At 61.6% G+C, this 23,186-nt stretch carries 19 protein-coding genes; 6 read left to right on the top strand and 13 right to left on the bottom strand.

Going from position 1 to position 23,186, the window contains the following annotated elements; genetic code table 11:
* Positions 1–449: 449 nt before the first annotated feature.
* The 3 genes from V3587_RS07460 to V3587_RS07450 are packed head-to-tail and all read right to left on the bottom strand — an operon-like array spanning position 450 to position 3,786.
* Positions 450–2,039: an amidohydrolase gene (locus tag V3587_RS07460; RefSeq protein ID WP_124566220.1), complete on the bottom strand. Its 1,590-nt coding sequence runs from the start codon at positions 2,037–2,039 to the stop codon at positions 450–452.
* On the bottom strand, positions 2,039–3,532 hold the full coding sequence (locus V3587_RS07455; protein ID WP_124566221.1) for a sodium:solute symporter family protein: 1,494 nt from the start codon (positions 3,530–3,532) through the stop codon (positions 2,039–2,041). The genes V3587_RS07460 and V3587_RS07455 overlap by 1 nt, the downstream gene beginning before the upstream one ends.
* Positions 3,529–3,786 carry a DUF3311 domain-containing protein gene (locus V3587_RS07450; protein WP_283376300.1) on the bottom strand — a complete coding sequence of 86 codons (258 nt, stop codon included), beginning with the start codon at positions 3,784–3,786 and terminating at the stop codon, positions 3,529–3,531. Before V3587_RS07450 ends, V3587_RS07455 begins: the two co-directional genes overlap by 4 nt.
* A 196-nt stretch (positions 3,787–3,982) precedes the next feature.
* Between V3587_RS07450 and V3587_RS07445 the strand changes: the two genes are divergently transcribed.
* Entirely contained in the window at positions 3,983–5,188 is a 1,206-nt protein-coding gene (locus V3587_RS07445) for a PucR family transcriptional regulator (protein ID WP_283376299.1), read from the top strand.
* Positions 5,189–5,204: 16 nt separating this feature from the next.
* Here the strand turns inward: V3587_RS07445 and V3587_RS07440 are convergent, their stop codons facing one another.
* On the bottom strand, positions 5,205–6,128 hold the full coding sequence (locus V3587_RS07440; protein WP_283376298.1) for an alpha/beta hydrolase: 924 nt from the start codon (positions 6,126–6,128) through the stop codon (positions 5,205–5,207).
* Positions 6,129–6,301: 173 nt separating this feature from the next.
* Between V3587_RS07440 and V3587_RS07435 the strand changes: the two genes are divergently transcribed.
* Positions 6,302–7,765 carry a glycoside hydrolase family 5 protein gene (locus tag V3587_RS07435; protein WP_283376297.1) on the top strand — a complete coding sequence of 488 codons (1,464 nt, stop codon included), beginning with the start codon at positions 6,302–6,304 and terminating at the stop codon, positions 7,763–7,765.
* 51 nt (positions 7,766–7,816) lie between these two features.
* Here the strand turns inward: V3587_RS07435 and V3587_RS07430 are convergent, their stop codons facing one another.
* Together V3587_RS07430 and V3587_RS07425 are read right to left on the bottom strand one after the other, a co-directional pair.
* Positions 7,817–8,479, bottom strand: a complete 663-nt coding sequence (locus V3587_RS07430; protein WP_283376296.1) for a GAP family protein — start codon at positions 8,477–8,479, stop codon at positions 7,817–7,819.
* 135 nt (positions 8,480–8,614) lie between these two features.
* Entirely contained in the window at positions 8,615–10,207 is a 1,593-nt protein-coding gene (locus V3587_RS07425; protein WP_283376295.1) for a D-alanyl-D-alanine carboxypeptidase/D-alanyl-D-alanine-endopeptidase, read from the bottom strand.
* An 86-nt stretch (positions 10,208–10,293) separates the two neighbouring features.
* On the opposite strand from V3587_RS07425, the gene V3587_RS07420 reads away from it, so the two are divergent.
* Positions 10,294–11,619 (top strand): serine hydrolase domain-containing protein, encoded by a 1,326-nt coding sequence (locus V3587_RS07420; RefSeq protein WP_283376294.1) that lies wholly within the window; start codon positions 10,294–10,296, stop codon positions 11,617–11,619.
* A gap of 43 nt (positions 11,620–11,662) precedes the next feature.
* Complete coding sequence (locus tag V3587_RS07415) at positions 11,663–12,301, top strand: PadR family transcriptional regulator (protein ID WP_283376293.1); 639 nt, start codon at positions 11,663–11,665, stop codon at positions 12,299–12,301.
* Positions 12,302–12,345: 44 nt separating this feature from the next.
* Here the strand turns inward: V3587_RS07415 and V3587_RS07410 are convergent, their stop codons facing one another.
* Complete coding sequence (locus V3587_RS07410; protein ID WP_166809599.1) at positions 12,346–13,767, bottom strand: hypothetical protein; 1,422 nt, start codon at positions 13,765–13,767, stop codon at positions 12,346–12,348.
* A 103-nt stretch (positions 13,768–13,870) separates the two neighbouring features.
* Positions 13,871–15,535, bottom strand: coding sequence for an alpha/beta hydrolase (locus V3587_RS07405; RefSeq protein ID WP_283376292.1), 1,665 nt, complete (start codon positions 15,533–15,535; stop codon positions 13,871–13,873).
* A 153-nt stretch (positions 15,536–15,688) separates the two neighbouring features.
* On the opposite strand from V3587_RS07405, the gene V3587_RS07400 reads away from it, so the two are divergent.
* Together V3587_RS07400 and V3587_RS07395 are read left to right on the top strand one after the other, a co-directional pair.
* The gene (locus V3587_RS07400; protein ID WP_283376291.1) at positions 15,689–16,240 is read left to right on the top strand and encodes an AAA family ATPase; all 552 of its coding nucleotides are present in this window, start codon (positions 15,689–15,691) and stop codon (positions 16,238–16,240) included.
* On the top strand, positions 16,183–18,030 hold the full coding sequence (locus tag V3587_RS07395) for a LuxR C-terminal-related transcriptional regulator (RefSeq protein WP_283376290.1): 1,848 nt from the start codon (positions 16,183–16,185) through the stop codon (positions 18,028–18,030). The genes V3587_RS07400 and V3587_RS07395 overlap by 58 nt, the downstream gene beginning before the upstream one ends.
* 83 nt (positions 18,031–18,113) lie before the next feature.
* Here V3587_RS07395 and V3587_RS07390 read toward each other — a convergent pair whose 3' ends face one another.
* Genes V3587_RS07390 through V3587_RS07370 form a run of 5 tightly spaced genes read right to left on the bottom strand, consistent with a single transcriptional unit; the run spans position 18,114 to position 23,180 of the window.
* The gene (locus tag V3587_RS07390; RefSeq protein WP_283376289.1) at positions 18,114–19,931 is read right to left on the bottom strand and encodes an ABC transporter ATP-binding protein/permease; all 1,818 of its coding nucleotides are present in this window, start codon (positions 19,929–19,931) and stop codon (positions 18,114–18,116) included.
* A gap of 31 nt (positions 19,932–19,962) precedes the next feature.
* Complete coding sequence (locus V3587_RS07385) at positions 19,963–20,712, bottom strand: DUF6390 family protein (protein ID WP_283376288.1); 750 nt, start codon at positions 20,710–20,712, stop codon at positions 19,963–19,965.
* Positions 20,712–21,782: a hydrogenase expression/formation protein HypE gene (gene hypE, locus V3587_RS07380; RefSeq protein ID WP_283376287.1), complete on the bottom strand. Its 1,071-nt coding sequence runs from the start codon at positions 21,780–21,782 to the stop codon at positions 20,712–20,714. Before hypE ends, V3587_RS07385 begins: the two co-directional genes overlap by 1 nt.
* Positions 21,772–22,884 (bottom strand): hydrogenase formation protein HypD, encoded by a 1,113-nt coding sequence (gene hypD / locus V3587_RS07375; RefSeq protein ID WP_166809604.1) that lies wholly within the window; start codon positions 22,882–22,884, stop codon positions 21,772–21,774. Before hypD ends, hypE begins: the two co-directional genes overlap by 11 nt.
* Complete coding sequence (locus tag V3587_RS07370; protein WP_095970637.1) at positions 22,881–23,180, bottom strand: HypC/HybG/HupF family hydrogenase formation chaperone; 300 nt, start codon at positions 23,178–23,180, stop codon at positions 22,881–22,883. Before V3587_RS07370 ends, hypD begins: the two co-directional genes overlap by 4 nt.
* Positions 23,181–23,186 lie beyond the last annotated feature (6 nt).

The following is a 23,186-nucleotide window of genomic DNA, read 5'->3' as shown; positions in this document are numbered from 1 at the left end:
GAACAAACGAGCCAGCGCAGGCATGGAGGGCGGCTTCGGTGGTTGCTGGACGAGTAGCGGACGAACTGAGTTTCCAGTTCGACTGCTATCTGCGTGTACGGGCGATGGTTGCGGGATTATGGAGATTTCCATGCCGAGGGGTCAACGACTGCCGCCTTGACTCTGAAAAGGAGAACAATGAGAGGAATAGGACGCGGCACCCGCAACTGCCCATCGCTGACAACCTCACTGTCGAGCAACTGCACAAATCTCGACATACTAAGCTCCCCATAGTGTTTCCGCTCGCAGCGACCGTGCAGAGCTATCTGAACGAGAGGACGGGTTGCACGGAATCTCCGGGTCCCCGATCTCACAACCGCTATCGGTAGCTGCGGGTCAGCGTGTCAATGCAGGTCGAATCAACTCCAACTCGAGCCGGCATCCGTTTGGGACGAAATCACTCTCACGAGCTACCGGCCGTCGACCATGACCAACGCAGGCCGAGGAATTTCGGACGCAGCATCTGCGAGAGCAGCGAGAGTGCCGTCGAGCGCGACAAGGTCCGCACGACGACCCGGCGCCAAGATCCCCACCCGGCCTTCGTCGTGGACCAAGTACGCACTGTCCACAGTCATGGCCTGCACTGCACGCCGCACTCCGATCCGTTGGTGAGAGCCAAGCACGGCACCGCCCATGGTCAGCCGATTCACAGCAGTCCGAATCGTCTCGAGAGGATCCATCGGCGTTATCGGGCAATCCGAGTGCAGCCCGAATTTCAAGCCGATGTCATCGGCGCACGCCAGCGGGTCCAGGTTGCCGGCTCTCTCAGGACCGAGGAACCGGTCACGGTGACGATCGCCCCAATGAAAGACATGGTTGACGAAAAAGCTCACCCCGATCTCGGCATCACGTATTGCCTCGAGATCCGCAGGCCCACTTACCTGGCAATGCTCGATACGGTGCCGCGCTCGACGTCCGTCACTGCGGTGCGCAGTGCGCAGCGCAGTGATGGCGGCGGCTACGGCCGCATCGCCGTTGGCGTGCACCGCGACCTGACCTCCCTCGCGGTGCACCTGAAGAACCATGTCGTCGAGCTGCTCCTGCGGATAGAGCAGATCACCATGATGGTTCGGGCTGCAGGTGTACGGGGTCCGCAAGGCTGCAGACAACCCTTGAATGGACCCATCCGCCCAGAATTTGGCGCCAGCCAAGCGGAAACGTGCCCCTGGGGCCGGTGCAGCCGTGAAAGCAATGTTCCCTTCCGCCAGTTCTGCGATCGCGAGATCGCCCCGAAGGAAGCCAACCGTGTGCACGGGCATCTTGCCCATGGTGTCCAGGGCACGATACGCAGCCAGCTCCTGCATGCCCGCCGACAGGCCGACTCCTAGATCGTGCACGGTCGTGATTCCTCGCGAACGCGCCAGGATCAAGCTACGCAGCAGCGCGGTCTGCACCTCTGCCTGTGTCAGGTCTGGTATCGCGGCGCTCAGCCGGGCCACGGCATCGATTTCCCAGGCCATCCCTGTGAGCCTCCCATCCGCCCCACGCGGAAACTGCGAGTCCCCGGGATTGACCGTCGATTCGTCGATGCCTGCAGTTGCCAGAGCGACGGTGTTTGCCACCGCAAAGTGCCCCGAGATGTGCAGAACGATGATCGGGCGGTCAGTGCAGACTGCGTCGAGGTCATCGCGGGTGAGATGGCGACCTTCTCGAAGTTGTGTGTCGTCATACCCCCATCCACGTATCCAGCCGTGAGTGGGAGCAGAGTTCCGCAGCGCCCATTGGATATCCGCGATCGAGGCGCAGGGTGGCGTCCGACAATCAGCCCAACCGTCAGTCAAGCCGGCATAGGTCGGGTGAATGTGCGACTCGATCAGCCCCGGGATCACAGTTGAGCCAGCCAGATCGAGCCGACGAGTTCCCGGTCCTGCGTGCTCCGCCATGTCCTTTCGACTTCCGGTGGCGACAACCAGGCCTCCATCGAGGACGAGGGCCTCTACCTGCGGTGACGCCGCGTCTTGGGTGAGGATTGCATCTGCGGTGAGTAACGTTCTGGTCATCAGATATCCGCCTTCGCGGTCGTGGTGACGGGGCTAGGCGATGGTGCCGATCGATTTTCGGCCCGCAGACCCGAAACCGCTTCGACTGGAGGCCACATCAGCCGAGTAGCGGACACGAACAACACGTTCAGCACGAGGGCTGCGGCACCGATGTTTATCCCGTGATCCGACAACCACATCGATACCGTGCCGTGTGTGTCGAGGTACAGCCAGAGCACCACCACGTCGCCGAGCACCACGCCCATCGCGAGCGCTGCCGGTCGCAGCTTCCATCCGAATATCATCGTCGCGAACACCACCACCGCCTGGGTCACCCCGTAATACGCGGTGTTCACAAGCGTCAGCAACAATTGGGGTGCGGCGAGGGTCAGGATCAGCGAGAGGCCGAGGTAGGCGACAATGACCCCGCGCACCCACACTCTCTGACTTGATTCGGGTATCCCGGGAACGATGTTCCGCGAGACTATCGAGCCGATCCCCAGCGCCGAACCACACAGGACAACGATCGCGCACAGTGCCGCACCACCCGCCACCACTCCGGTCAGCCAGTCCGGGAGCACGAGGCGGGACAGTTGCAGGAGTACCTCATTGGACTCTGCGCCCTCGAGCTTGTTGGGCAGCAATGAAATTGCGCCGAAGGCAGCAGCGACAAGGAAGGGATACATGAGCATGTACAGCGGGTTGAATCGGGCGACTCGCTTGAGGGTTGCCTCGGACTTCGCCGAGAGCACCGCCTGCACTATGAAGGGAAAAACGAAGAAGCCGAGTGACTGGAACACAATTGTGGTGAGCACGAAGGTCAGCGACGAACCGGTGACGGTGGATTGCGAAGCCTGCCCAGCCCCATGGGATGCCGCATCGGCGAAGAGCTTCGTGATACCGCCCGATTTGGCCGTGGCGGCGAGTCCGATCAGGATCGCACCCAGCAGCAGAGCTGCGTCCTTGACGTAAGACACGAACGCCGGTGCACGCACACCCGAAAGCAGGAGGAAGAGCAGAGCAAGCGCAGCGCCGACGAAAACCGCCACCGTCGGGTTGATGGTGATGCCAAGTCCGCTCAGTGCAACCTGGAGGCCGGCAAGCTGCAGCTGCCCCCAGGGAATGAGGAAGACTACCGAAGCAATCGCAATTGTCAGTTCCAACCCGCGCGACCGAAAGTGCCGCCCTGCCACATCTGGCAGCGTCATCGCGTTGTACCGCTTGCCTGCCCGCCAGAGATAGGGCGCAAAGAAGTATCCGATCGGGTAGGCAAGCAAGATGTACCCGATGAACCAGACGCCGTAGCTTGCACCGTGGGCGTACACACCGCCGGGGAATCCGATGAGCGTGCCGATGCTGTAGGCCTCACCGGCTCCCAGGATGAAAACCAGCACGGGACCGAAAGATCGCCCGCCCACGAGGTAGTCGGAGATCTCTTTTTTGCTTCCACGGCGTGAAAGCACTCCGGCGCCGAGCGCGAGGAGTAGCACGAGCGTAAATGTTGCAGCGATCATGTCGGATCCCCGATCTCGGTCATGGCCTGAGCCAGTTCGTTTCTTTCCGCTTCCTCGAAGTCCGTGCGGTCAAAGAACTTCCATGCCAAATGGAGACATAACGAAGTAAGCGGCATCCACAGGAAAAGCCACGCGAACAAAATGGGAAATCCGAGAACAGTCAGTTCGGATCTGGAGAGCGCAACTATCCCGCCCAGCACCCCGACGAACGGAACTCCGATTGCGAGCAAGGCACTCTTCGCCTCGTTGGACATGATTGTGGCTCCTTAGCCGTTGATCGATCCGGAGCAGTTGAGGCGAGGGGCGTTTTGCCGTCGAATCGTCGTCCGGTCTAGCGTTGAGTGTGCCTCCCGTCACTATGGCGGGACCATGGGTGAACCCCGGAATCCACGACGCTCGTTCGTGAAATTCACGGGACGCAAGACCAAGCACGCACAAAGGAGTAGCCCCGTGGACGTACCCGACGTCGAAGAAGAAGACACGATCCGTCGGTTGTGTAGCGAGGTCTCCGACGAACTCGAAGCGCTCACCGAGCGCGCGGTACAACAGATCCGCAGCGAACTCCCGGCCTACTCCGCCGTACCACTGGCCGAGCAAGGCAACTACATCCGTAAACAGTTGTCCGCAATGCTGTGTGCGGTCGCCGAGAACGAAACGATCACCGTCGAAGATACCGATCGCAATCGCGAGCTGGGGCGCCGCCGCGCAATGCAAGGGCTCCCGCTCTCGAACGTCATCGAGACCTATCACATTGCTTCCCGTGAGCTCTGGAACACAATGGTCGAGCGGTCCACGAAACCCACACACGAACTGCTGCAGGCGGGCGGCAAACTCTGGGACCTCGTTCACGCGGCGACGAGCGCGGTCGCCGTCGGGCACTCCGAGGCAACGCGAAGCGAGCAGGCCATCCGCGCCGGCGTTCGCTACCGATTCTTCGAAACACTGCACAGCACAACAGATATTGGACAAAACAACGCACGGGAGCTGGCACTGAGCCTCGGATTCGATCCGCACAAATCGTTCCAAGCGCTGTCTGTCGTCGGAGACGAATGGTCAGAAGCACAAGTGGAACACCTGCAACGCACCCTGGATTCCATACACGTTGTCGCACAATGCAGTCGACATGGAACCCGGGTAATAGCGATGTGTCAAGGCGAGCCGGTCGAAGACATAATCCGTGCAATCATGCGAGATCATCCACGAACGTCATTGGGTATCGGAATGCTTCGGGAGGGACTCGTCGGCGCAGCTCAAAGCATCACCGACGCCGAGCGAGCATTGCAATTGGCAACAGCGCCGGGCGCGACGGTCAGTTTTACCGAGGAATGGCTCGTCGCCACTCTTGCCTCCCACCAGGACGAGCTCCTGCCACTCCTACACGCCGGGGCGTCTGTAGCCGAAGAACACCCCCACCTCATGGACGCAGTCCGCGCCTTTGCCCGAAGCGGATTCTCCGTCAGCGCTGCCGCCCGCGACATCCATCTGCACGCAAATTCGGTCACCTATCGGCTCGACCGATGGCAGCATCTGACTGGATGGGATCCGCGAACCCTCGACGGCCTGATGAAATCTGTGGTGAGCCTCGAGTTGTTCCATCGTCAAGCACTCGACCAATATCTGACACCGAACACACGCCGCGTGTCCTCGGCACACTGAACCGCGCCCGCGCTTGTCACGCCGACTCGTCGTCGAGACGGCGCCGAAGCCAGGCACCTATATCGAGCGCAGCGCGGCGGGCAACAGGCGTTGGATGGTTTGTAAATCCGTGCGGGACATCAGGATAGAGGCGCAAGTCGACGTCGTTGCCTGCCGCCGACAGCCGTGCCACCATGGCGAGATTCTCGGCCAGGACCACGTCGTCGGATCCGATGACAACGAGGGTCGGGGGCAGGCTGCTCAGGTCTCCGAAGGTCGGAGAAATATCCGGGACAGTGCGATCACCGACATGGCCGACGTAGGCTTCGATGAAGTATTCGTCGCCGATGGTGCGGCCGGCGGGAGTCTGAGCACTGACGTCGTACGTGCCGGCTTCCAACACGGCACCCGAGAACGACATGGCCAGACCTCGATCACGAAGCCGTAGCAATGTTGTCATCACCAAGGTTGCTCCCGCCGACATGCCACCGACGGCGAGCTTGGTTGTCCCGAATCGTTCGGCCGCGACATCGAGCAGCCACAAAGCGACTGCCTCACAGTCGTCCGGCGCTGCCGGCCAAGGGAACTCCGGTGCAAGCCGGTAATCGACGGTAACCACTGCGACCCCGACTTCGTCGGCAAGTCTCGTACTTCGGGCGTCAGCGCTTGCCGCCGAACTCATGTAGAAGCCACCGCCCGGAAGATACAGATAGACCCCGTTGACAACGCCATCATTCGGAGTGACCACGCGGACCGATATGGCTCGGCCGTCGACGTCGAGTATGTGCTCGACAGCTCGGGTCGGCGGCGCGGGATCAACCACTCTGGAAGCGCGCACCGCGAGCAGTTCCTGCAGAGAACTCGGACCGGTGCCAGCGGTCCGTGACTCGTAGAACGCACGCGTGATCGCCAACTCGTCGCCGGGTAGTCGTTCGACCAGTTCAGTCAGTGCAAGTTTCACAGATGCTCCCTCGGGTCGCGACGTGTCGACAATTCTCGCACCTCGAGTAGCAGCTTCGAGTCGGCGTGCCCAGCAATGTAGTCGTGACGGGTATGTGCGAATTGCGCCGCAACAAGGACGTTCTCCCGCTAGCCTCAACTCGGAATTGGACGTTTGTCTAGAAAGGTCGACGGATGCGTGCGCTGTTGCTTGCCACCCTTGCAATCCTGGCTGTCCAGCTTGCAGCCCCGGCGGCAAACGCTGCACCTCCGGAATCGGGCTGGACACTCCCCCGATTGACCGTCGCAGATCGAACGATCAAGGACGTCGACGGACGAACGGTGTTGCTCCGCGGCGTGAACGCCAACGGCCTCAATGACTACGCAATCAACGGCACCGGTCTACCCACCGTCACGCCGCTGGGAAGAACGGACTTCGCGCAGATGGCCGCGCTGGGCTTCAACGTCGTCCGACTCAACGTCGCGTGGTCCCTCCTCGAACCGACTCGCGGTGCATTCGACACTGCATATGTCGACCGGATTCGAGGCGCAGTCCAGAACGCGAAAGATCACGGCATCTACACCGTTCTGGACATGCATCAGGACGCATGGGGCCCGTATGTCGGCACCCCGAGCGACCTGTCGTGCCCGTCATTCATGCAGCCGGGAGTCGGCTGGGACGGCGCACCCGAATGGGCAACCCTGACCGGCGGATGGACAACCTGCAACATCGGTGGACTCCGGGAGGCTGCACCGGCGATCGGCCGCGCCTTCCAGGCGTTCTACGACGACGAGCAAGGAATCCAGAGTCGCCTCGTGGCGACGTGGGCGAGGTTGGCCGCCGAGTTCAAAGGCGAACCAGCGGTGGCCGGATACGACCTGTTGAACGAACCGAATCCCGGCCTGCGCGACCCGTTCACGGCAGCTGATCAGATCGGGCAGTTCTACAAGCGAGCCACCGACGCCATCAGACAGGCCGAAGCAGGCGGATTTCCGCACCTCGTGTTCTTCGAGCCCAGTGCGATCTGGTCGGCTTTCGGCTTCGACGCGCTGCCCCCACGCCAGTACCTGACCGATCCTCTGGTGGTCTTCTCGCCCCATCTTTACAGCGAATCGATAACAGTCAGTAGCGAATTCCCCGCAATCGAGGACGGATTCAAGATCGCCGACCGCGCTGCCGCCTGGTACGACGCACCGTTGTGGACGGGCGAATGGGGCTGGTTCGGGGACGCCGACGAGCAGGGGGCAGACGTCGACCGCTTCGTCGACGCCACCGACCAGTACCGGATGGGTGGCGCCTGGTGGTCGTGGACGCAAGCGTGCGGTGACCCCCATCCGGTTCGAGACGGCAATACCCACCAGCCGCAAGGAAATCTGAATCGCATCGACTGCCCGTCCGGCGAATCACTCGGACTTGTAGAGGGATTCGCGGTTCCACTCTCGCGTGCTTATCCGCGAGCAGCGCCCGGCACGCTGACGAAGGTATCGCGTGACGGGTTCACCGGGAGCGGCACGGGGCGGGTCGAGGCCTGGTACCCGGGCACCGGACGGCCACAACTCGAGACCACGAATCTCACCGACGTCCGCCTGGACCCGATCGAAGGCGGTTGGCAACTGATCGGCCGCGCCGACGGCGAATACGCGGTGAAAGCGACCTGATCGGACACTCACCCCGGCTGTCCCACGTCCACACCACGTGAAAGAGCGGCGTCAGAAGATTCCGCCGATTCCCTTGCCGATCAGTACAACTCCGACGACCAAGATCAACACGCTCATCACCGTGGTGTTGTTGTCCTGGAGCCAGACCTTGAGCTTGGCCAACGGCTCGCGCAGGCGGTCAGCAGCCACCACGTATCCGACGACCGGTATCACCACCGTTGAACTGGCGATGATAGTGAAGACGAGGACGGAGGCGATCACTCCACTGGTCGCCAGCGACGCCGAACCGATCGACACTCCTGCCGCGATGCACATCAGAAGGTTCTTCGGATTGATCGCGGCGAGGGCGAATCCTAGGCCCAACCCCTTGACCGCGGTCATCTCGTCGATGGCGTGCATCCACTTCGGCGTTTCGTGTTCACCGCTGCGCCCTCGCCATTGCTTGACTCCGACCACCAACAGGAGGACGCCCAGCGCCAGTTTGATCCACGAAGCGGTGGTGGACGGTCCATCGTCCGAGGTGCTCAGTGCACTGGAAAGAAGGACGAAAAGAACCGTGGCAATGAAGATTCCGAGTAACCAGCCCACCGCGAAACCGATGCTCGCGCTACCGGCGCGCTTGGAGAGCAACATCAAGATCGTCGCGATGACGGCCACCGGGGAGACGGCGACACCGACGGCTATGGGGAGGAGATCTCCGATAACGGATCCCATGTCAACACTCGTTTCTCATCGGGACGCAGTCGATACCGCTGCGCGACAATGCTGACACTGCGAGCGCCTGCGTAATTCATGCCTCGTTCGAAAGGGATGAGTGCCCGGACCGCCGTACCTCTCACTCGCCCTGAGTCAGTTCGTCTGTGCCTGTTGGAACGCAGCGGCAACGCCCCCGACGTCGCCCCCGACTTGGAAGACTCCACGAGGCAGATCGGGAAATACTGCATCGCTGACGGCTACGACGAACAGAAGTCGGCGATCATCGGGGGTGATCATGTAACCGGACAGCGCCTGAAGGGTCACTATCAACCGGCCTGTGTCGGGTTCGACGTCGGCAGACGTTCCCGTCTTACCGATGATCTTCCCCTTCGCGGGACTGTCGGCCCCGACGCCGGACAACGAACCGCGCTCACCGAGTACCGGTTGACCGGCCCAGAACGTGTCGGCCCAGGGCTGCTGGTCCACCCAGTCGAGCCAGTCGACGACTGCCGCGGGTGTCGCTTGTGACGGATCTCCGCCTTGACCGTCCATCACCACAAGATCAGACGCTGCAATACCTGCCTTCTCGGCGAGTGCCCTGACGGTCGGTAAGCCGTCGCTGCACGACGACGATCCTTCCGCTACCGCCAACAGACACAGGAAGGTGTTCGCGCCGGTGTTGTAGCTGGTCGCGAGGATCATCCCTCCCGACTCCGAAAGTGGTGCCGATCGAAGGCTCGCAACCTGACGACTGCCGGTATACGTCCGATCGGCAGGCAGAGCAGCTGCGTCGTTGGTCCGAGATACCGTTTCAACCTCGATTCCGTTGCGACGCAATGCCTCTACGAACAGCTGCCGGGCCCACGACGGTGCATCGGTGATGCGGTGGACAGTCAGCGACGTCTTTCCAGCCGGTACCGACCCGGTCACGTTGATCTGGGTGGGATCGGTCGGGTCCGCTGCTGCCTTCAGTGTCGAGTCGCTACCTTCTTCACCGGTGATGACCTGCGCATCGACGCGGAACAGGCTGTTCCCGGGAAGCATGTCGATGGTGGCGGGCTCACCTACCGCACCTGGCCGGGCCTGGATATCGACGAGATTGTCGTTGACGAAGATCGACGGAACGAGGCCTTCGACCGTCGCGTAGGTGTCCCACAGACGAGGGTCGACGAGGACGTCGCCTTTGACACGAGTGATGCCGGCGCCGGCTACTTGTCGGGCGAGATCGTTCAGTCCCGCAAGGGGATCGCCGGGCGCGAGAACGGCTCCGGGTAGGGCGTCGGCGTACACGTGGTCGATTCCGTCGGTGGCGAAGTCGAATCGTCCCTGCGCCGCATTGCGCCCGCCGAGCGCAAGGTCGCCGGAGCCGACGAGCACGAGATCTCCGGCGAGAGTGCCGTCGACGGGAACGGAGGTGGCATATACGGGGGTCGAGACGGTGTGGTCAACGCCGAGGCTGTCGTAGGTGGTGCCGACGGTGAAATGTTTGGTCTGCGAGGCCAGAAACATCGAGTTGTCCGCGTTGTTGCTGTAGATCACCTCGTCTGTGTCGGGGTCGACCACGAGATACGACCAGTTAGCCATGGAGTAGGGATCGGTGGTCATGATGCGGGTTGCCTCGTCCGGAATCTGGAGCACCGGGGTCGATGTGACACCGGAATTCGACGGCTGCGCCGAACATGCGGTGAGGACTACGCCGACGCTGACCAAAGCAGCAACGGCGCGAACTGATGTGGTGGACGACATGGACACTCCTGAGGATTCATGACTGATTTGTCGTAATTTACTGCAAAGTGCAGCATGCAATGTGCAGTATCACTTAAAGTCTCTTCATGAACTCTTACGGGAAGTCGACAGCACGACACGACGCCAAGGTTCGCAAAGTGGCCGTCGCCGGCATCGCCACGGCGTTGTTTCTCTCAGCCTGTTCGTCCGCAACCGATTCCGCGTCCCCCTCCTCGTCTGCGCCGACCTCCGCCGGGTCGACCAGCAGCGCCGTCTTGTCTTTCGACAGCGCTGCAATGGATTCCGTCGTCTCCGAGAAGGCGGAGGGATTCCGCGAGATCGCGATGGTGGTCATGATCACGACACCGACACAGAAGTACGTCAACACATGGGGTTCGGTCCGAGAAGGCGTCAACGAGCCTCCCACTCTGGACACCAAGGTTCGCGTGGGCTCGAACACCAAGACCTGGACCGGCACGGCAATCCTGCAGTTGGTCGACGAGGGCAAGCTGGCGGTAACCGATCCGGTCAGCAAGTTCCGCCCCGATGTCCCCAACGGCGACAACATCACGATCGGCGACCTACTCGACATGCGTAGCGGCCTGTACAACTACACCGAAACCCTCGAACTCAACCAGGCGCTCGACGAGCAACCGGAGCGAGTGTGGACACCCGAGGAGCTGCTGGCGATGGGGCTGAGCCAGCCGCCGTATTTCGCGCCAGACACCAGCTACCACTACTCCAACACCAATACCGTTCTCCTCGGCTTGATCGCCGAGCAGCTGGACGGCAAGCCGATTCAGCAGATCTTCGCGGACCGCTTCTTCGGGCCACTCGCACTCGCCGGGACATCGTTTCCTGCGAACACCGACACCAGCATCCCGACGCCCTATGCAAACGGGTACACCTACAGCGGGAACGTCGAAACGCTCGGCGAAGGCAAACAAGCGCTCCCACAATCTCGCCTCGACGCGATCGCCGCAGGCACCGAAAGGCCGACCGACACCACGACGCACAATCCTTCGTGGACATGGTCCGCAGGTCAGGGAATCTCTACTGCGAACGACATGGCGACATGGGTCAAAGCTCTAGGCACCGGTTCGCTCCTGAGTCCGGCCACCCAGGAATTGCGTGTGAACAGTGTGCAACCCACAGATGGCGAGGGATCTGCGGGATACGGATACGGCATCGCTCAAATGGGTCCGATGTACGGCCATATCGGCGAACTTCCCGGCTACAACTCGTTCATGGGGTACGACCCGGTCAACGATGTGACCATGGTGGTGTGGGGAAATCTGGCACCAACCGCTGACGGTTTCGCACCGGCGTCTGCCGTCGCCGGAGCGCTCGTCCCCTTCATCTACGGCAAACCTGCGCAGGACGCATCCGACGACATCGCCGACACCGAGGATGCGAACGGCGAAGGGAAGTGACACTTGTAGGCTTGGATGCCAACCGCGGAGCGAAGGGAGCCATGTGGCTCAGCGTGATCTCACACCCACCTCGTACATGATCCTGGGACTGCTGACAGCCAAGGACTGGTCCGCATACGAAATCGCCGAGCAGGTCGGACGCGGGGTCGCCGAGTTGTGGCCCAGCGCGGACCGCCAGCGATACAACGCGCCCAAGATATTGCTCGAACGCGGCCTGGTCACGGCGACCACGGTCACCAAAGGCACTCAGCGCTCACGCACTGTCTACTCCATCACCGACGAAGGCCGAACAGCACTGAGCGACTGGCTCGCCACCCAGACCACGCCCCCCGCCTTGCAATTCGAAGGCATGATCCGCGTGATCTTCGCCCACCAAGGCACGATCGACGACCTGCGGTCCACCCTGACTACCACGCGCGAACAAGCTGCTCGATCCCGAAGTCTGTTCGTCTCACACGCACAACGAATTTCGGCCCCCGAAGCCGGCACACTCCCCCAACAAAATCACCTGATGGCACTGGCCAACCGATTCATGATCGGCCACTTCAACCACATCGCAGAATGGGCCGACTGGGCGTTGGAAGAAACTGCCGACTGGCCCGACACGGTGCAACCCGCAACAACCCACCGAGAGCGCACCATGTCCATCCTCGCCCGTGCGATAGACGACGGAAGTAGCTAGCTTCCGCAGCGAAGACCGAAGAGGGCCGGTTCGACGGTATCGAGCTACTTCGCGCAGCCGCTGCCCTCGAACGCAAGCTTGGATGTATATTGACCGTCCGGCAGATACTGTCCCATCACTGCCTTCTCGTCACCGGGCGTCCGAGTATCGTGCGCAGCGTGACCGAAGTCCTTGGCCGGCAGCATGTTCCGCATGATCAGAAGCGAATCGTCGAGATGGCCTGCGCCGTCACCGGCCGGTGAGAGCGACAACCACGACACCCCACATTCCTTCGTAGCGTTTGCAGGTCGGTCTTCAGGCAGCGACGCGACAATCGTGTAGCGCCCCGCTGCATCGGTGGCCACCTGCTCGTCGAAAAGACACGTGGCTACCTTCGTCGTCGCCAGCGATTCATTGCTGCACATCGACCAGAACCGCATGTCGACTGCACTGTCGAGATTCTTTGCGCCGGTTGTCGTCTCAGGAGTCCTCGGCAACTCTCCCCGAAGTACCAGAACTTCGCCGAACCCGCGATTGACTTCGGCCGTGACGTAGCTGTTGTCGATGTTGGAGTACTGCCCGCCAACACGCTGAGGTGTGCCATCGCATTTGCCGAGATAGGTACACCCGAGCGTGAACTCGGCGCTGTAGTAAGCCCGCCAGACAGGCGTCTGCTCGGAAGGGAAGGTCGAAGGCTTGCCTGGTTGGTCACGCAATGCCTTGTACGTGTCCAGCGGCAGCGACGCCGGCTTCAAGATTCCATTGTCCGCACCGACCGCCGAACACAGATCCTCCCCACGCAACACCCGACCATCGGAAAGGCGCAACTCTGGCTCCGGCAGTCCGACTCCACCAGTGAGATCACGCCCATTGTCGGGAAGGTAGATGCGATAAAGCAGGCTTATCCGGTCCTGGCCCGGCACACCGGCATACAAGGTGTTGGGTTTCGGTTCTGCAGGCGACGCCTCGTTGCGGACCGAAGCCGTATACGACCTGGCACCGTCATTCGATCGATCGGCACCGGGAAGATAGGTGTTGTGTGAGCCTGCGTCCGGGGCCGTCGAAATGTCATTGAGAACGGCGGTGGGCATAGCGGTTGCTGCGTTGTACGAGTTCAAGGACTGATAGCGCGCATGCGCATATTGCCCTCGAACAACCAACTCGGCATCCTCGGGGATTGTGAACTGCGCAGCCCAATAGATGGCCGCGGTGTCGGGAAAGGCGTAGTTGAGTTGCGGGTCCGCGCGCTCGGGATTGATCGGCACCGACCAGAAGCAGGTCGACACCGGATGCTCCACATCAGGACCGCCGGATCCGAAATCGACAGAGCCGAATCCTGATCCGCTCGACGAACCGGTTTCGGACCCGGTCGACGAACCGAAATCGACAGAGCCGATCGCCGGCGCGGCAACCGCGGACCCCGCCCCGGCAAACACAGTGATCGCGCTCAGCGCCACCGCAGCTACGAGTGTTCTTGACGAATGCATAGCGCTCCTTGTGAGATAGCTGAAAAACAGGGATTGAACGATCACGAGCGAGTGCTCCCGCTCGAACGACGAGGGACCGTCACGAGGTCGGCGGTCCGCACTACTACTTGGTGGGTTGGAAGTTGTTCGTCAGAGCGGCGTGAATTGCGTCGGTGTCGGACTGAGACCAGTCCTCGGGGTGCAAAATCTGTGCCCACATGTCCGCTGCCTCGGCACCGTAGTTGTGTCCGTGACCAGGGGGCACGTCAGCCGAGAAGACCATGTCCAGTGTCACCTGCCAGAACGTCACGAACGGAATCCACGTCATTCCCGGATCGACATCCCGGCCCAGAGGTTCAGCAAGCCAGTCCGGTTTGTTCAGGAGTAGGTCGAAAGACCACCAGACAATCGGATCGCTGGCGTGCTGCCAGTACACGACGCGGGAGTCGTTCCACGGCGCATCGAGTTCGAGGTCTTCCGGGTAAGCGGCGAAACGGATCGACTGCCCGTCGTCGATCACCGGCACCGCTTCCCGTGAACCTGAGTCACGACCGCTGGTGATCTCCTGCCACTGAGCAGTGAAATTCGGGGTTCCCGACCACAGCGCCCCATCCACACGCGTCGCCATGTCCTGCGCTCCCGCGAACGCCGCCTGTCCCCCGTACGATCCCAGGCTCTCGCCGAAAACGACCAGCTTGGGGCGTTTGTCGAGCGGCAGCTCGATCCATTTCGCGTAGACAGAGTTGAACAGCGCCCGGCCGGCGGCCATCGGGGTTTCTCGGTCGGCGATGAATGCCAACGGGCTGGGAAGGAACGAGTACTGCATCGCCGCGATGGCAGTGTCGCCGCCCTGGACGTATTCGAAGGAGGACGCCACGTCATCGTTGACCCAGCCGCGGCCGGTGGTGGTCACCACTGCCAGGACGGCGCGGTCGAATCCACCGGTGCGCTCGAGTTCTGCGACGACCCGCCCTGCGACGCCGTCGACAGAATCGGACGACTCGCGGCCGGCGTACACGCGGATGGGTTGCTTCGCGTCCCGGCCGGTCAGCGCGGCGATCTGCTCCGCGGACGGCCCGCTACCCATGAAGGTGCGCCCTTCCTTACCCAGCGAATCCCACGCCTCGGCAGACATGGGCGAACCACTGCGTTCGGCGATCAGAGGCTGGTCGATACCATCCGGTGTGTCGTTGTCCGCACCGGAGAAACTCCAGTTCGCAAACGCGATGAGCCCGTTGTAGAGGGCACCGTTGACGACGAAGATCGCCAACGCGAAGACGACGACCAAGCTCGCGACTTTCGCCGCCTCTTTGGGCACAAACCGCAGAGCGACGGCAGCGATGCTTCTGGTGAGATACCGCAAACCGCGACCCGCCTCGAGCAAGATCAACCACACCGCGACCGAAATCAGCAGCACCAGAAGATAGTTCGCCCGGTTGACGCGCGGTGCCTCGACCAGATCACGGACGATCTGCTGCCACCACGAACCCAAGATCAGAAGGAGAGGCACCAATATCACCGCCAGGACAGTGAGTACAGTCCAGCCGAACTTCTTGGTCCGATCCGACCACGTCGGCTCGACTCCGCATTTGCGGATCATCCACGCCACGCTGACACCGATGCCGTACCCCGTGGCGACGGAAATACCGGTCGCCACGCCCTGCAGGTACCACGCCCGCGGCAAGAGGGACGGGCTCATAGAGAGGACGAAAAACACCAAGCCGAACGACAACCCAGCCGAGTGCAGCGTCTGGCCGTAGCGCCGCACACCTTCCCACACACGTTTCATGCCGGAATCGTAAGCGCGGCAGAGAGATGGAATGAGCCTCTCATCCCTTTCGAATGAGGCGCGAACTACGTCGACAAAAAGTGTCCGATGTTCCGGGTCGTACACCAATAAGCCTCGCCCCAAAGGCAACTACGGGCGAACACCGGTGGTGCGATGGCAGATTTCACGCACGCGAATCCGCGTACACTGTGTGGGGTCAATCCACTCAGCACGTACAAATTCGGCGCGATTCTCATGGCGGCAAAACGAGGAAACCTACCGATCGAACTGAGCAGTTTCGTCGGTCGTCGGTCCGAAGCCAAAGAAGTCCGACGCCTGCTGTCGGACTACCGCCTCGTGACCCTTACGGGCCTGGGTGGGGTCGGCAAAACCCGCTTGGCGCTCCGTGCCGCCGATGATTCCTCCCGTGCGTTCCCCGGGGGCGTCTGGTTCGTCGACTTCAGTGAACTGCGGGAGCCGGCACTTCTCGATCAGACGATTCTTGCCGCACTCGGAGTACAAGACCGATCTGCGCGGTCACCGCGATCGGTACTGATCGGCCGTCTCGTCGACGAACGTGTCCTGATTGTTCTGGACAATTGCGAACACCTCATCGGCTGGGTGGCCGATACCGTCGTCGAACTACTCCGGTGTTACGGGTGCCGCCAATGCGATTTCCCACCGAGGCGCCGTCGCCAACCGACACCCGTGATGGTGATGCGATGATGCTGTTCGAGCAGCGGGCACGTTCCTCCGTGACGGACTTCCGCATCACCAGCGAGAACAGTGCGGCTGTGGAGAAGATCGTCCGCCGGTTGGAGGGACTACCGCTGCCGATCGAGCTGGCGGCCGCCCGACTGAGGGCGATGTCGGTCGATCAGATCCTGCAAAAACTCGACGACCGCTTCCAACTGCTGACGCGGGGCAGCCGGAACGCTCCAGCGCGTCAACAAACGCTTGCACAGAGTATCGACTGGAGCTTCGATCTGTGTACGCCGCCGGAGAAGTCGTTGTGGGCGAACTCGAGCGTATTTGCGGGTAGCTTCGATCTCGGGTCCGTCGAAGGAATTCTCGCCGACGAAGCACAGAACGACGACTTGGGCGATCTCGTGATGTCCCTTGTCGACAAGTCGATACTCATCCGTGAACAAAACGGCTCGTACGTTCGCTACCGCCTACTCGAGACTCTTCGCGACTACGGGCGCGAACTGGTGTCAGTCGACGAGTGGGCCTCGCTGCAGCGCAGGCACAGTGAGTGGTTCAGGCAACTCGTCTTCCGCGCCGGAGTCGACTGGCCGGGGCCGCACCAAATCGACTGGATGACGCGGATCGACCGCGACCTACCCAACGTGCGCACCGCGTTGGAATTCGGTCTGACCGAACCCGACTCGGTCGAAGCCACATTGCGTACCGCAAGTGCTCTGCATGATTACTGGCTTGCACGTGGTCGATTCAACGAAGGTCGCTACTGGTTGGGTCGCGCCCTGGCCGAGGTGCCCGCACTGACCGAGGGCCCTCTCGGTGACGCGGTAGTCGAGGCCGCCGCGACAGGCGCACTGCTGGCAGCCCTCCAACGAGACATCGCTTCGGCGACAAGCATTGCCGAAGAGGCTCGGCGACAGGCCGAGATACAGCGGAACGACGACGGACACATACTGGCGCGGTACACGCTCGGATTCGTCGCGGTCGCCGACGGCGATCTCGTGCGCGGTGCCGAGTACCTGGAGCAGGCTGTCGCAGCATTCCGGGCAAACGACAACATCGCCCGTCTGGTACCCGCGCTCTACTGGTTCGCCTTCGTCGTCGACGCTCTCGGTGAAGCCGACCGTGCTGCAAGCATTTACGAGGAGGAGTTGGCCCTCACCGAATCGCGCGGCGAAATCTTGTGGCGGTCGATGGCGATGTCGGACTACGGATCCGCCCTGTGGCGTCATGGCAACCACGCTCGCGGCATCGAGCTACTCGAAGATTCTCTCCGATTGCTACGAGGGCTGGGTAACCAGTTCGGATGCGCATGGTGCCTCGAGGAAATCGCGTGGACGCTTGTCGACCGGGACGCGAAGCTGGCAGCCACACTGATGGGAGCTGCCGACACGCTGTTCACCGCCACGGGCAGCCCGATGGACACCTTCAGGAGCATGGTCCAGTACCATGAAAACAGCGTAACCAAAGCTCGTAACCGGCTCGGAGACCGGGTTTTTCAAACAGCATTCGATCATGGACGAGCTCTGACTCTCGACGACGCAGCGGCCCGCGCGCTGAGAGAGCAACCGCTCGGTGGATCATCGAAATCGGCGGCCGACGAAGTGCTGACTCCGCGGGAGCAGCAGGTGGCCGAACTCGTCGCACAGGGCCTGACCAACCGAGCAATCGCGGGCAAGCTGGTCATTTCCCAGCGCACTGTCGACGGCCACGTCGATCACATTCTGAACAAACTCGGGTACAGCTCGCGCACCGGGATTGCGGCCTGGGTGCTCCAGCGCACAAACGACCCCGACAACCCTTCGACCTCTTGACGGACGATGTCTTCGATCGCCCGCCGCGCAGTGGATGCTCCCGCCGAGGTTTGTCGAAAGAGGCCGACCGAGGAAAGCTGTTCTCAGCCTTCGCGATCAGTGAGCGTCCAGTGTCCCGCACCGCGCAGTTCGAGTTGTCGATTGTGAAAAACGTCGAGTGTGCTGCGATGGCCGACGCTGACGATGATGCTGTCGGGCAGTTCATGGCGAAGTATGTCGTAGAGCGTGTACTCGAGACCTTCGTCGATTCCGGATGTCGCCTCGTCGAGAAATGCGGTTCGCGGGCGGATCAGGAGGACTCGGGCGAATGCCAACCGTTGTTGCTCCCCCGGCGACAGAACTCGAGTCCAATCCGCAGCCTCGTCGAGTCGGCCGACCAAATGCGCAAGATGCACGTGGGCCAACGCGTCGCGAAACCTGTCATCGTCGAAGTTCGCACGCCCTGTGTTCGGCTGCCCCGCGGGCAACTGATCCGGATATGCCAGACCCGCGCGCAGCGAACCCAACGGCAAGTACGGACGTTGCGAGAGAAAGAGCACGGATCCGACAGGAGTGGTCACGGAACCGTCTGTGTACGGCCACAACTGCGCGATGCTGCGGAGCAGCGTGGTTTTGCCGCTACCCGACGGACCCTTCACCAGCAGAGCATCACCGGGCACCAGTGACATGTCGAGTTCGGAGATCAATGCCTCACCAACAGGCGTGCGCACATCGAGTCCCCGAACAATCAAGTGTTTACCCGAGGAAAAAGCGTCGAGCACCGGGAGTGCGCGGGCACGTCGATCCGCATCTGCGAGCCCTGTCAAACGGATCAGCGTGGCCCGGAAACTGGCAAAATCAGCATAGGACTCTCGAAAGAAGGACAGTGAATTGTGCACCTGGCCGAACGCTTGAGCAGTTTGCATCACGTCGCCGAAAGTCATTTGCCCGCTAAATAATCGAGATCCCTGGACGAGGAACGGAAACACCACCGCTGTCTGATTCACTGCCAGATTGAAGCCACTGAACTTGAGCGTCCGGAAAACGATCGCCCACATATTGCGGATCACCGCAGCAAAACGTAGTCCGAGGGTGCGTCGTTCGACGTTCTCTCCGCGATAGAAGGCGATGCTCTCGCCGTACTCCCGCAGTCGAACCAGTGCGTACCGGAAGGTGGCGCCGAGTTTCTCGTTCAAGAAGTTCAGCATGATCAAAGGCCGCCCGATCCAGAAAGCCAGTGCCGTCGTCACCAACACATAAATGTAGACAAGGAAGATCATCGCTCGCGGAATCTCGGCACCGAAAACAGTCAACGGCCCGGACAGATCCCACAGGATCTTGGTGAAGCTGACGATCGACACCATTGCCGTGACGGCGCCCATGGACAACGTGCGGGACGACGTCACGAATGTGGTGATGTCTGCCTGAATACGTTGGTCCGGATTGTCGACCGGGTTCTCCAGGAAGTTTCCGCGATAGTAGGCGCGGCCGTCGAGCCAATCGTCGGTCAGTGTGTCATTGAGCCAGCTGCGCCAGTTGATATCGAGGGTTTGACCTACCAGGTAGACGACAAGTGAGCTCGCGACGTGGACTGCGGCCAATATCGCGAACACTCGCAGGTAGTGCCAGAAGGCGGTTTCGTCGAGGTTCTGGATAGCGTCGTAGAAATCCTTGTACCAGTACGAGAACAACACAGTCACGCGGACACCGAATATCGTGAGCAGCAACAGTGACGCGAGAATCGACAGTGGAAGGACGGTGCGCCGGGGATCGAAGTAGGGCCAAGCCATTCGCCGAAATTGGTTGCCCCAGCGAGTGTACCGAGCAAGGAGCAGCGCGGTGATCACGAGACCCACTACCGTAATCGCGTATGCCTCTGCCAACCACAGTGCGCTGTCCGGTACCGCGCTACCCCAATTCACCGGAGCCTCCGTCCTGGAGGGGAACTGACGATCACATATCGGTCGACAACATCTGGTTCGCGATCCGCAGTGCGGAGTCCTCCGCGGCATCCAAGGCCAGTGCCTGTTCTGCAGTGATGCTGTCGCACAGCCAATCCCAGTGCATCGTCACCACGGCGCCCGGAACGGGCGGCGGCGCGAGTGAGCGGCCGCCGACACTCCATCTCACTCGCTGCGACACCGGCGTTCCGCGTGCGAGTTGCTGACCGTCGAACTCGAGCGTGGACGAAACCACCGACGCGTGCTCCTGGCTCACGTCCTCGACCACTCCGCATCTGATCCGACAGTTCTGGAGAACGGACAGGGGGACCGCACCGCGCTTGCGAAGAAGCTTGACCCACGGATACACCAGAAAAACGTGGAAACTGTGGTGTGCGAGCGCGCGGTCCCGATCCTCGAGAGCGGTGAGAAACCCGGTGTTCTCGCGTTCACCGAATGCCGTCCTCAAGTGCTGCAACAACGTCGCCGAATCGAGCGAGTCGAGGAGATCACTCCCTACCCAATAGGCTTCGATCACCCGCGGATCGAGAGGATCCTCGATGCCCGCACCTACGGCCAATGCCTCGAGGTACGGCCACGCACCGTCGAATTGACGAGCGCGATCACGGTCGCCGCTGCCCGAGCCACCAAGGGCCTGGCGGAGCAGCGCTGAAGGATCCTCGGGTCCGCAGTAACCCAACTCGTTCGGCGGATATGCGTAACGAGCAAACAACGCCGGCCCGTTGATACCGACGGCAGTCATCAGCAGATCCGCGGAAGTTGTTCACCTGCAGGCAAATCCACTACCCGATTGCCTCCCAACGCCGTGCGCGCCACCACCATTCCGCGATGTTCGGCCACGCACTCCCCGATCACGGCGGCTCCCGCACTCAGTGAATTGCCGCGCATAGCTTCCAGAATTCGGTCGGCATCGTCTCGCGGAACGAAGGCGATCAACTTGCCCTCGTTGGCAACGTACAACGGATCCAAACCGAGTAGCCCACAGGCGTCGCGCACGTCAGCGGGAATCGGCAGATCTCGTTCCACCAGTGCAACCCCGATGTTCGACGCCTGAGCGATCTCGTTCAGGGTCGCGGCGACTCCACCCCGCGTAGGGTCGCGCAGGACGTGGATGTCGACCCCGGCGGCAATCATGTCGGCAACCACGCCGTTCAGGGCCGCACAATCACTGCGCACTTCGGTCCCGAATTCGAGACCTTCGCGACAACTCATCACGGCCACTCCGTGAACGCCGATGTCGCCGCTGACGATCACGACGTCACCCACTTGTGCGCGAGTGGGGTTGATGTTCACCCCATCGGCGACAATCCCGATTCCCGCGGTGTTGATGAAGACTCCGTCGCCGTGACCGGCATCGACGACCTTCGTGTCACCCGTCACCAGCCGAACGCCGGCAACGTGCGCGGCCTCACCGAGCGCTTTCGCGATTCCCGCGATGTCGGTCAGCGCGGTCCCTTCTTCGAGAATGAAGGCTGTCGACATCACCAGAGGTTGTGCTCCCGCCATCGCCAGGTCGTTCACCGTTCCGTTGACAGCAAGATCGCCGATCGTTCCGCCGGGAAACACCATGGGTTTCACGACGTACGAGTCCGTCGAGAAGGCGAGCCGCACCCCGCCGACGTCGAATACGGCCGAGTCGCCGAGTTCTGCATCGGCGGCGCTTCCGAACGAGGGCAGGAACAGATGCTCGATCAGCTCGGCGGACATCGCTCCCCCACCACCGTGCCCCATGACGATGTTCGGCGAATCACGCAGCGGCAGTGGACAGACCCATGCCGACAGGTCCACGACAGCGGTCTCCTCAGCCGGCATGACCCGCCTCCTGAAGTTCCAGGCGCCGGTACAGGTAGTACGCAGCGCACGCCCCCTCGGACGAGACCATCGTGGCACCGAGCGGATTCCGCGGAGTGCATTCCTTCCCGAAGGCGCTGCACTCGTGTGGCTTGATCAAGCCTTGCAACACTTCTCCGGAACGGCACACGCTCGACTCGTCGGTATGGATATCGGTCACCGAAAAGCGCTCTTCGGCATCGAAATACGCATACTTCGGCGCCAGCTGCCAACCGCTGTCCGGAATCGATCCGATGCCGCGCCATGTCCGATCCGACACCGCGAACACGTCCTCGAGCATCGCCTTCGCTGCGGTGTTGCCCTCGGCCGTGACCGCACGGGCGTAGGCATTTTCGACCTCGTATCGACCCGATTCCAATTGCAGCACAGTCTTTCTGATTCCTTCCAGCAAATCCAGCGGCTCGAATCCGGTGACGACGATCGGGACCTTGTACTTCTCGGCGAGCGCCGGGTACTCCGACGTACCCATCACACTGCACACATGCCCGGCCGCCAGAAATGCCTGCACGCGGCACTCTGGCGAGTCCATGATCGCGGCCATCGCCGGTGGGACGAGAACGTGCGAGACGAGTAGCGAGAAGTTCTCGATGCCCAGGCGATTGGCCTGATAGACGGTCATGGCGTTGGCCGGCGCGGTGGTCTCGAATCCGATCCCGAAGAACACCACTTGCCGGTCCGGGTTCTCCTTGGCAATGGTCAGCGCATCCAACGGTGAGTACACGACGCGTACGTCGCCGCCGGCACTCTTGATCCGGAACAGATCCGAAGAACTCCCCGGGACTCGCAACATGTCCCCGAAGGAGCAGAAAATGACATCGGGTCTTGCCGCGATTTCGAGAGCTTTGTCGATGATCTCGAGCGGGGTGACACAGACTGGGCATCCTGGTCCGTGAATCATCTCGATCTGTTGCGGAAGTAGTTGATCGATGCCGTGTCTGATGATCGAATGTGTCTGACCACCACACACTTCCATGATCGCCCATCGCCGTGTGGCCAGCGCGCGGATCTGATCCAGCAGTTTGCCGGCCAGTTCCGGATCGGAGAACTCGTCCAGATACTTCATGATTCCGTCTCCTTCGGTTCGATCCCCGCGGCCCGGGCAGCCCTTTCGAACCCGTCACCGAATTCCTCGTCGAGTACGCCGAGGTGCTCGAATTCCGCCAGCGTGCTGCGAGCGGATTCCTCGTCGAGTCGCTGGATGGCGAATCCGACGTGTACCACGACGTACTCGCCGACTCGGGCGCCAGGAATGTACTCGAGGCACACCTCTTTTCGGACGCCTCCGAAGTTCACCACCGACATCGTCGTTCCGTCGCGTTCCTCCAAGGACTCGATACGTCCTGGTACGGCTAGGCACATGACACA

This window comes from Rhodococcus sp. IEGM 1306, assembly GCF_036541985.1.
Taxonomy (GTDB): domain Bacteria; phylum Actinomycetota; class Actinomycetes; order Mycobacteriales; family Mycobacteriaceae; genus Rhodococcus_F; species Rhodococcus_F qingshengii.
This window is presented reverse-complemented; position numbering and strand designations above follow the sequence as displayed.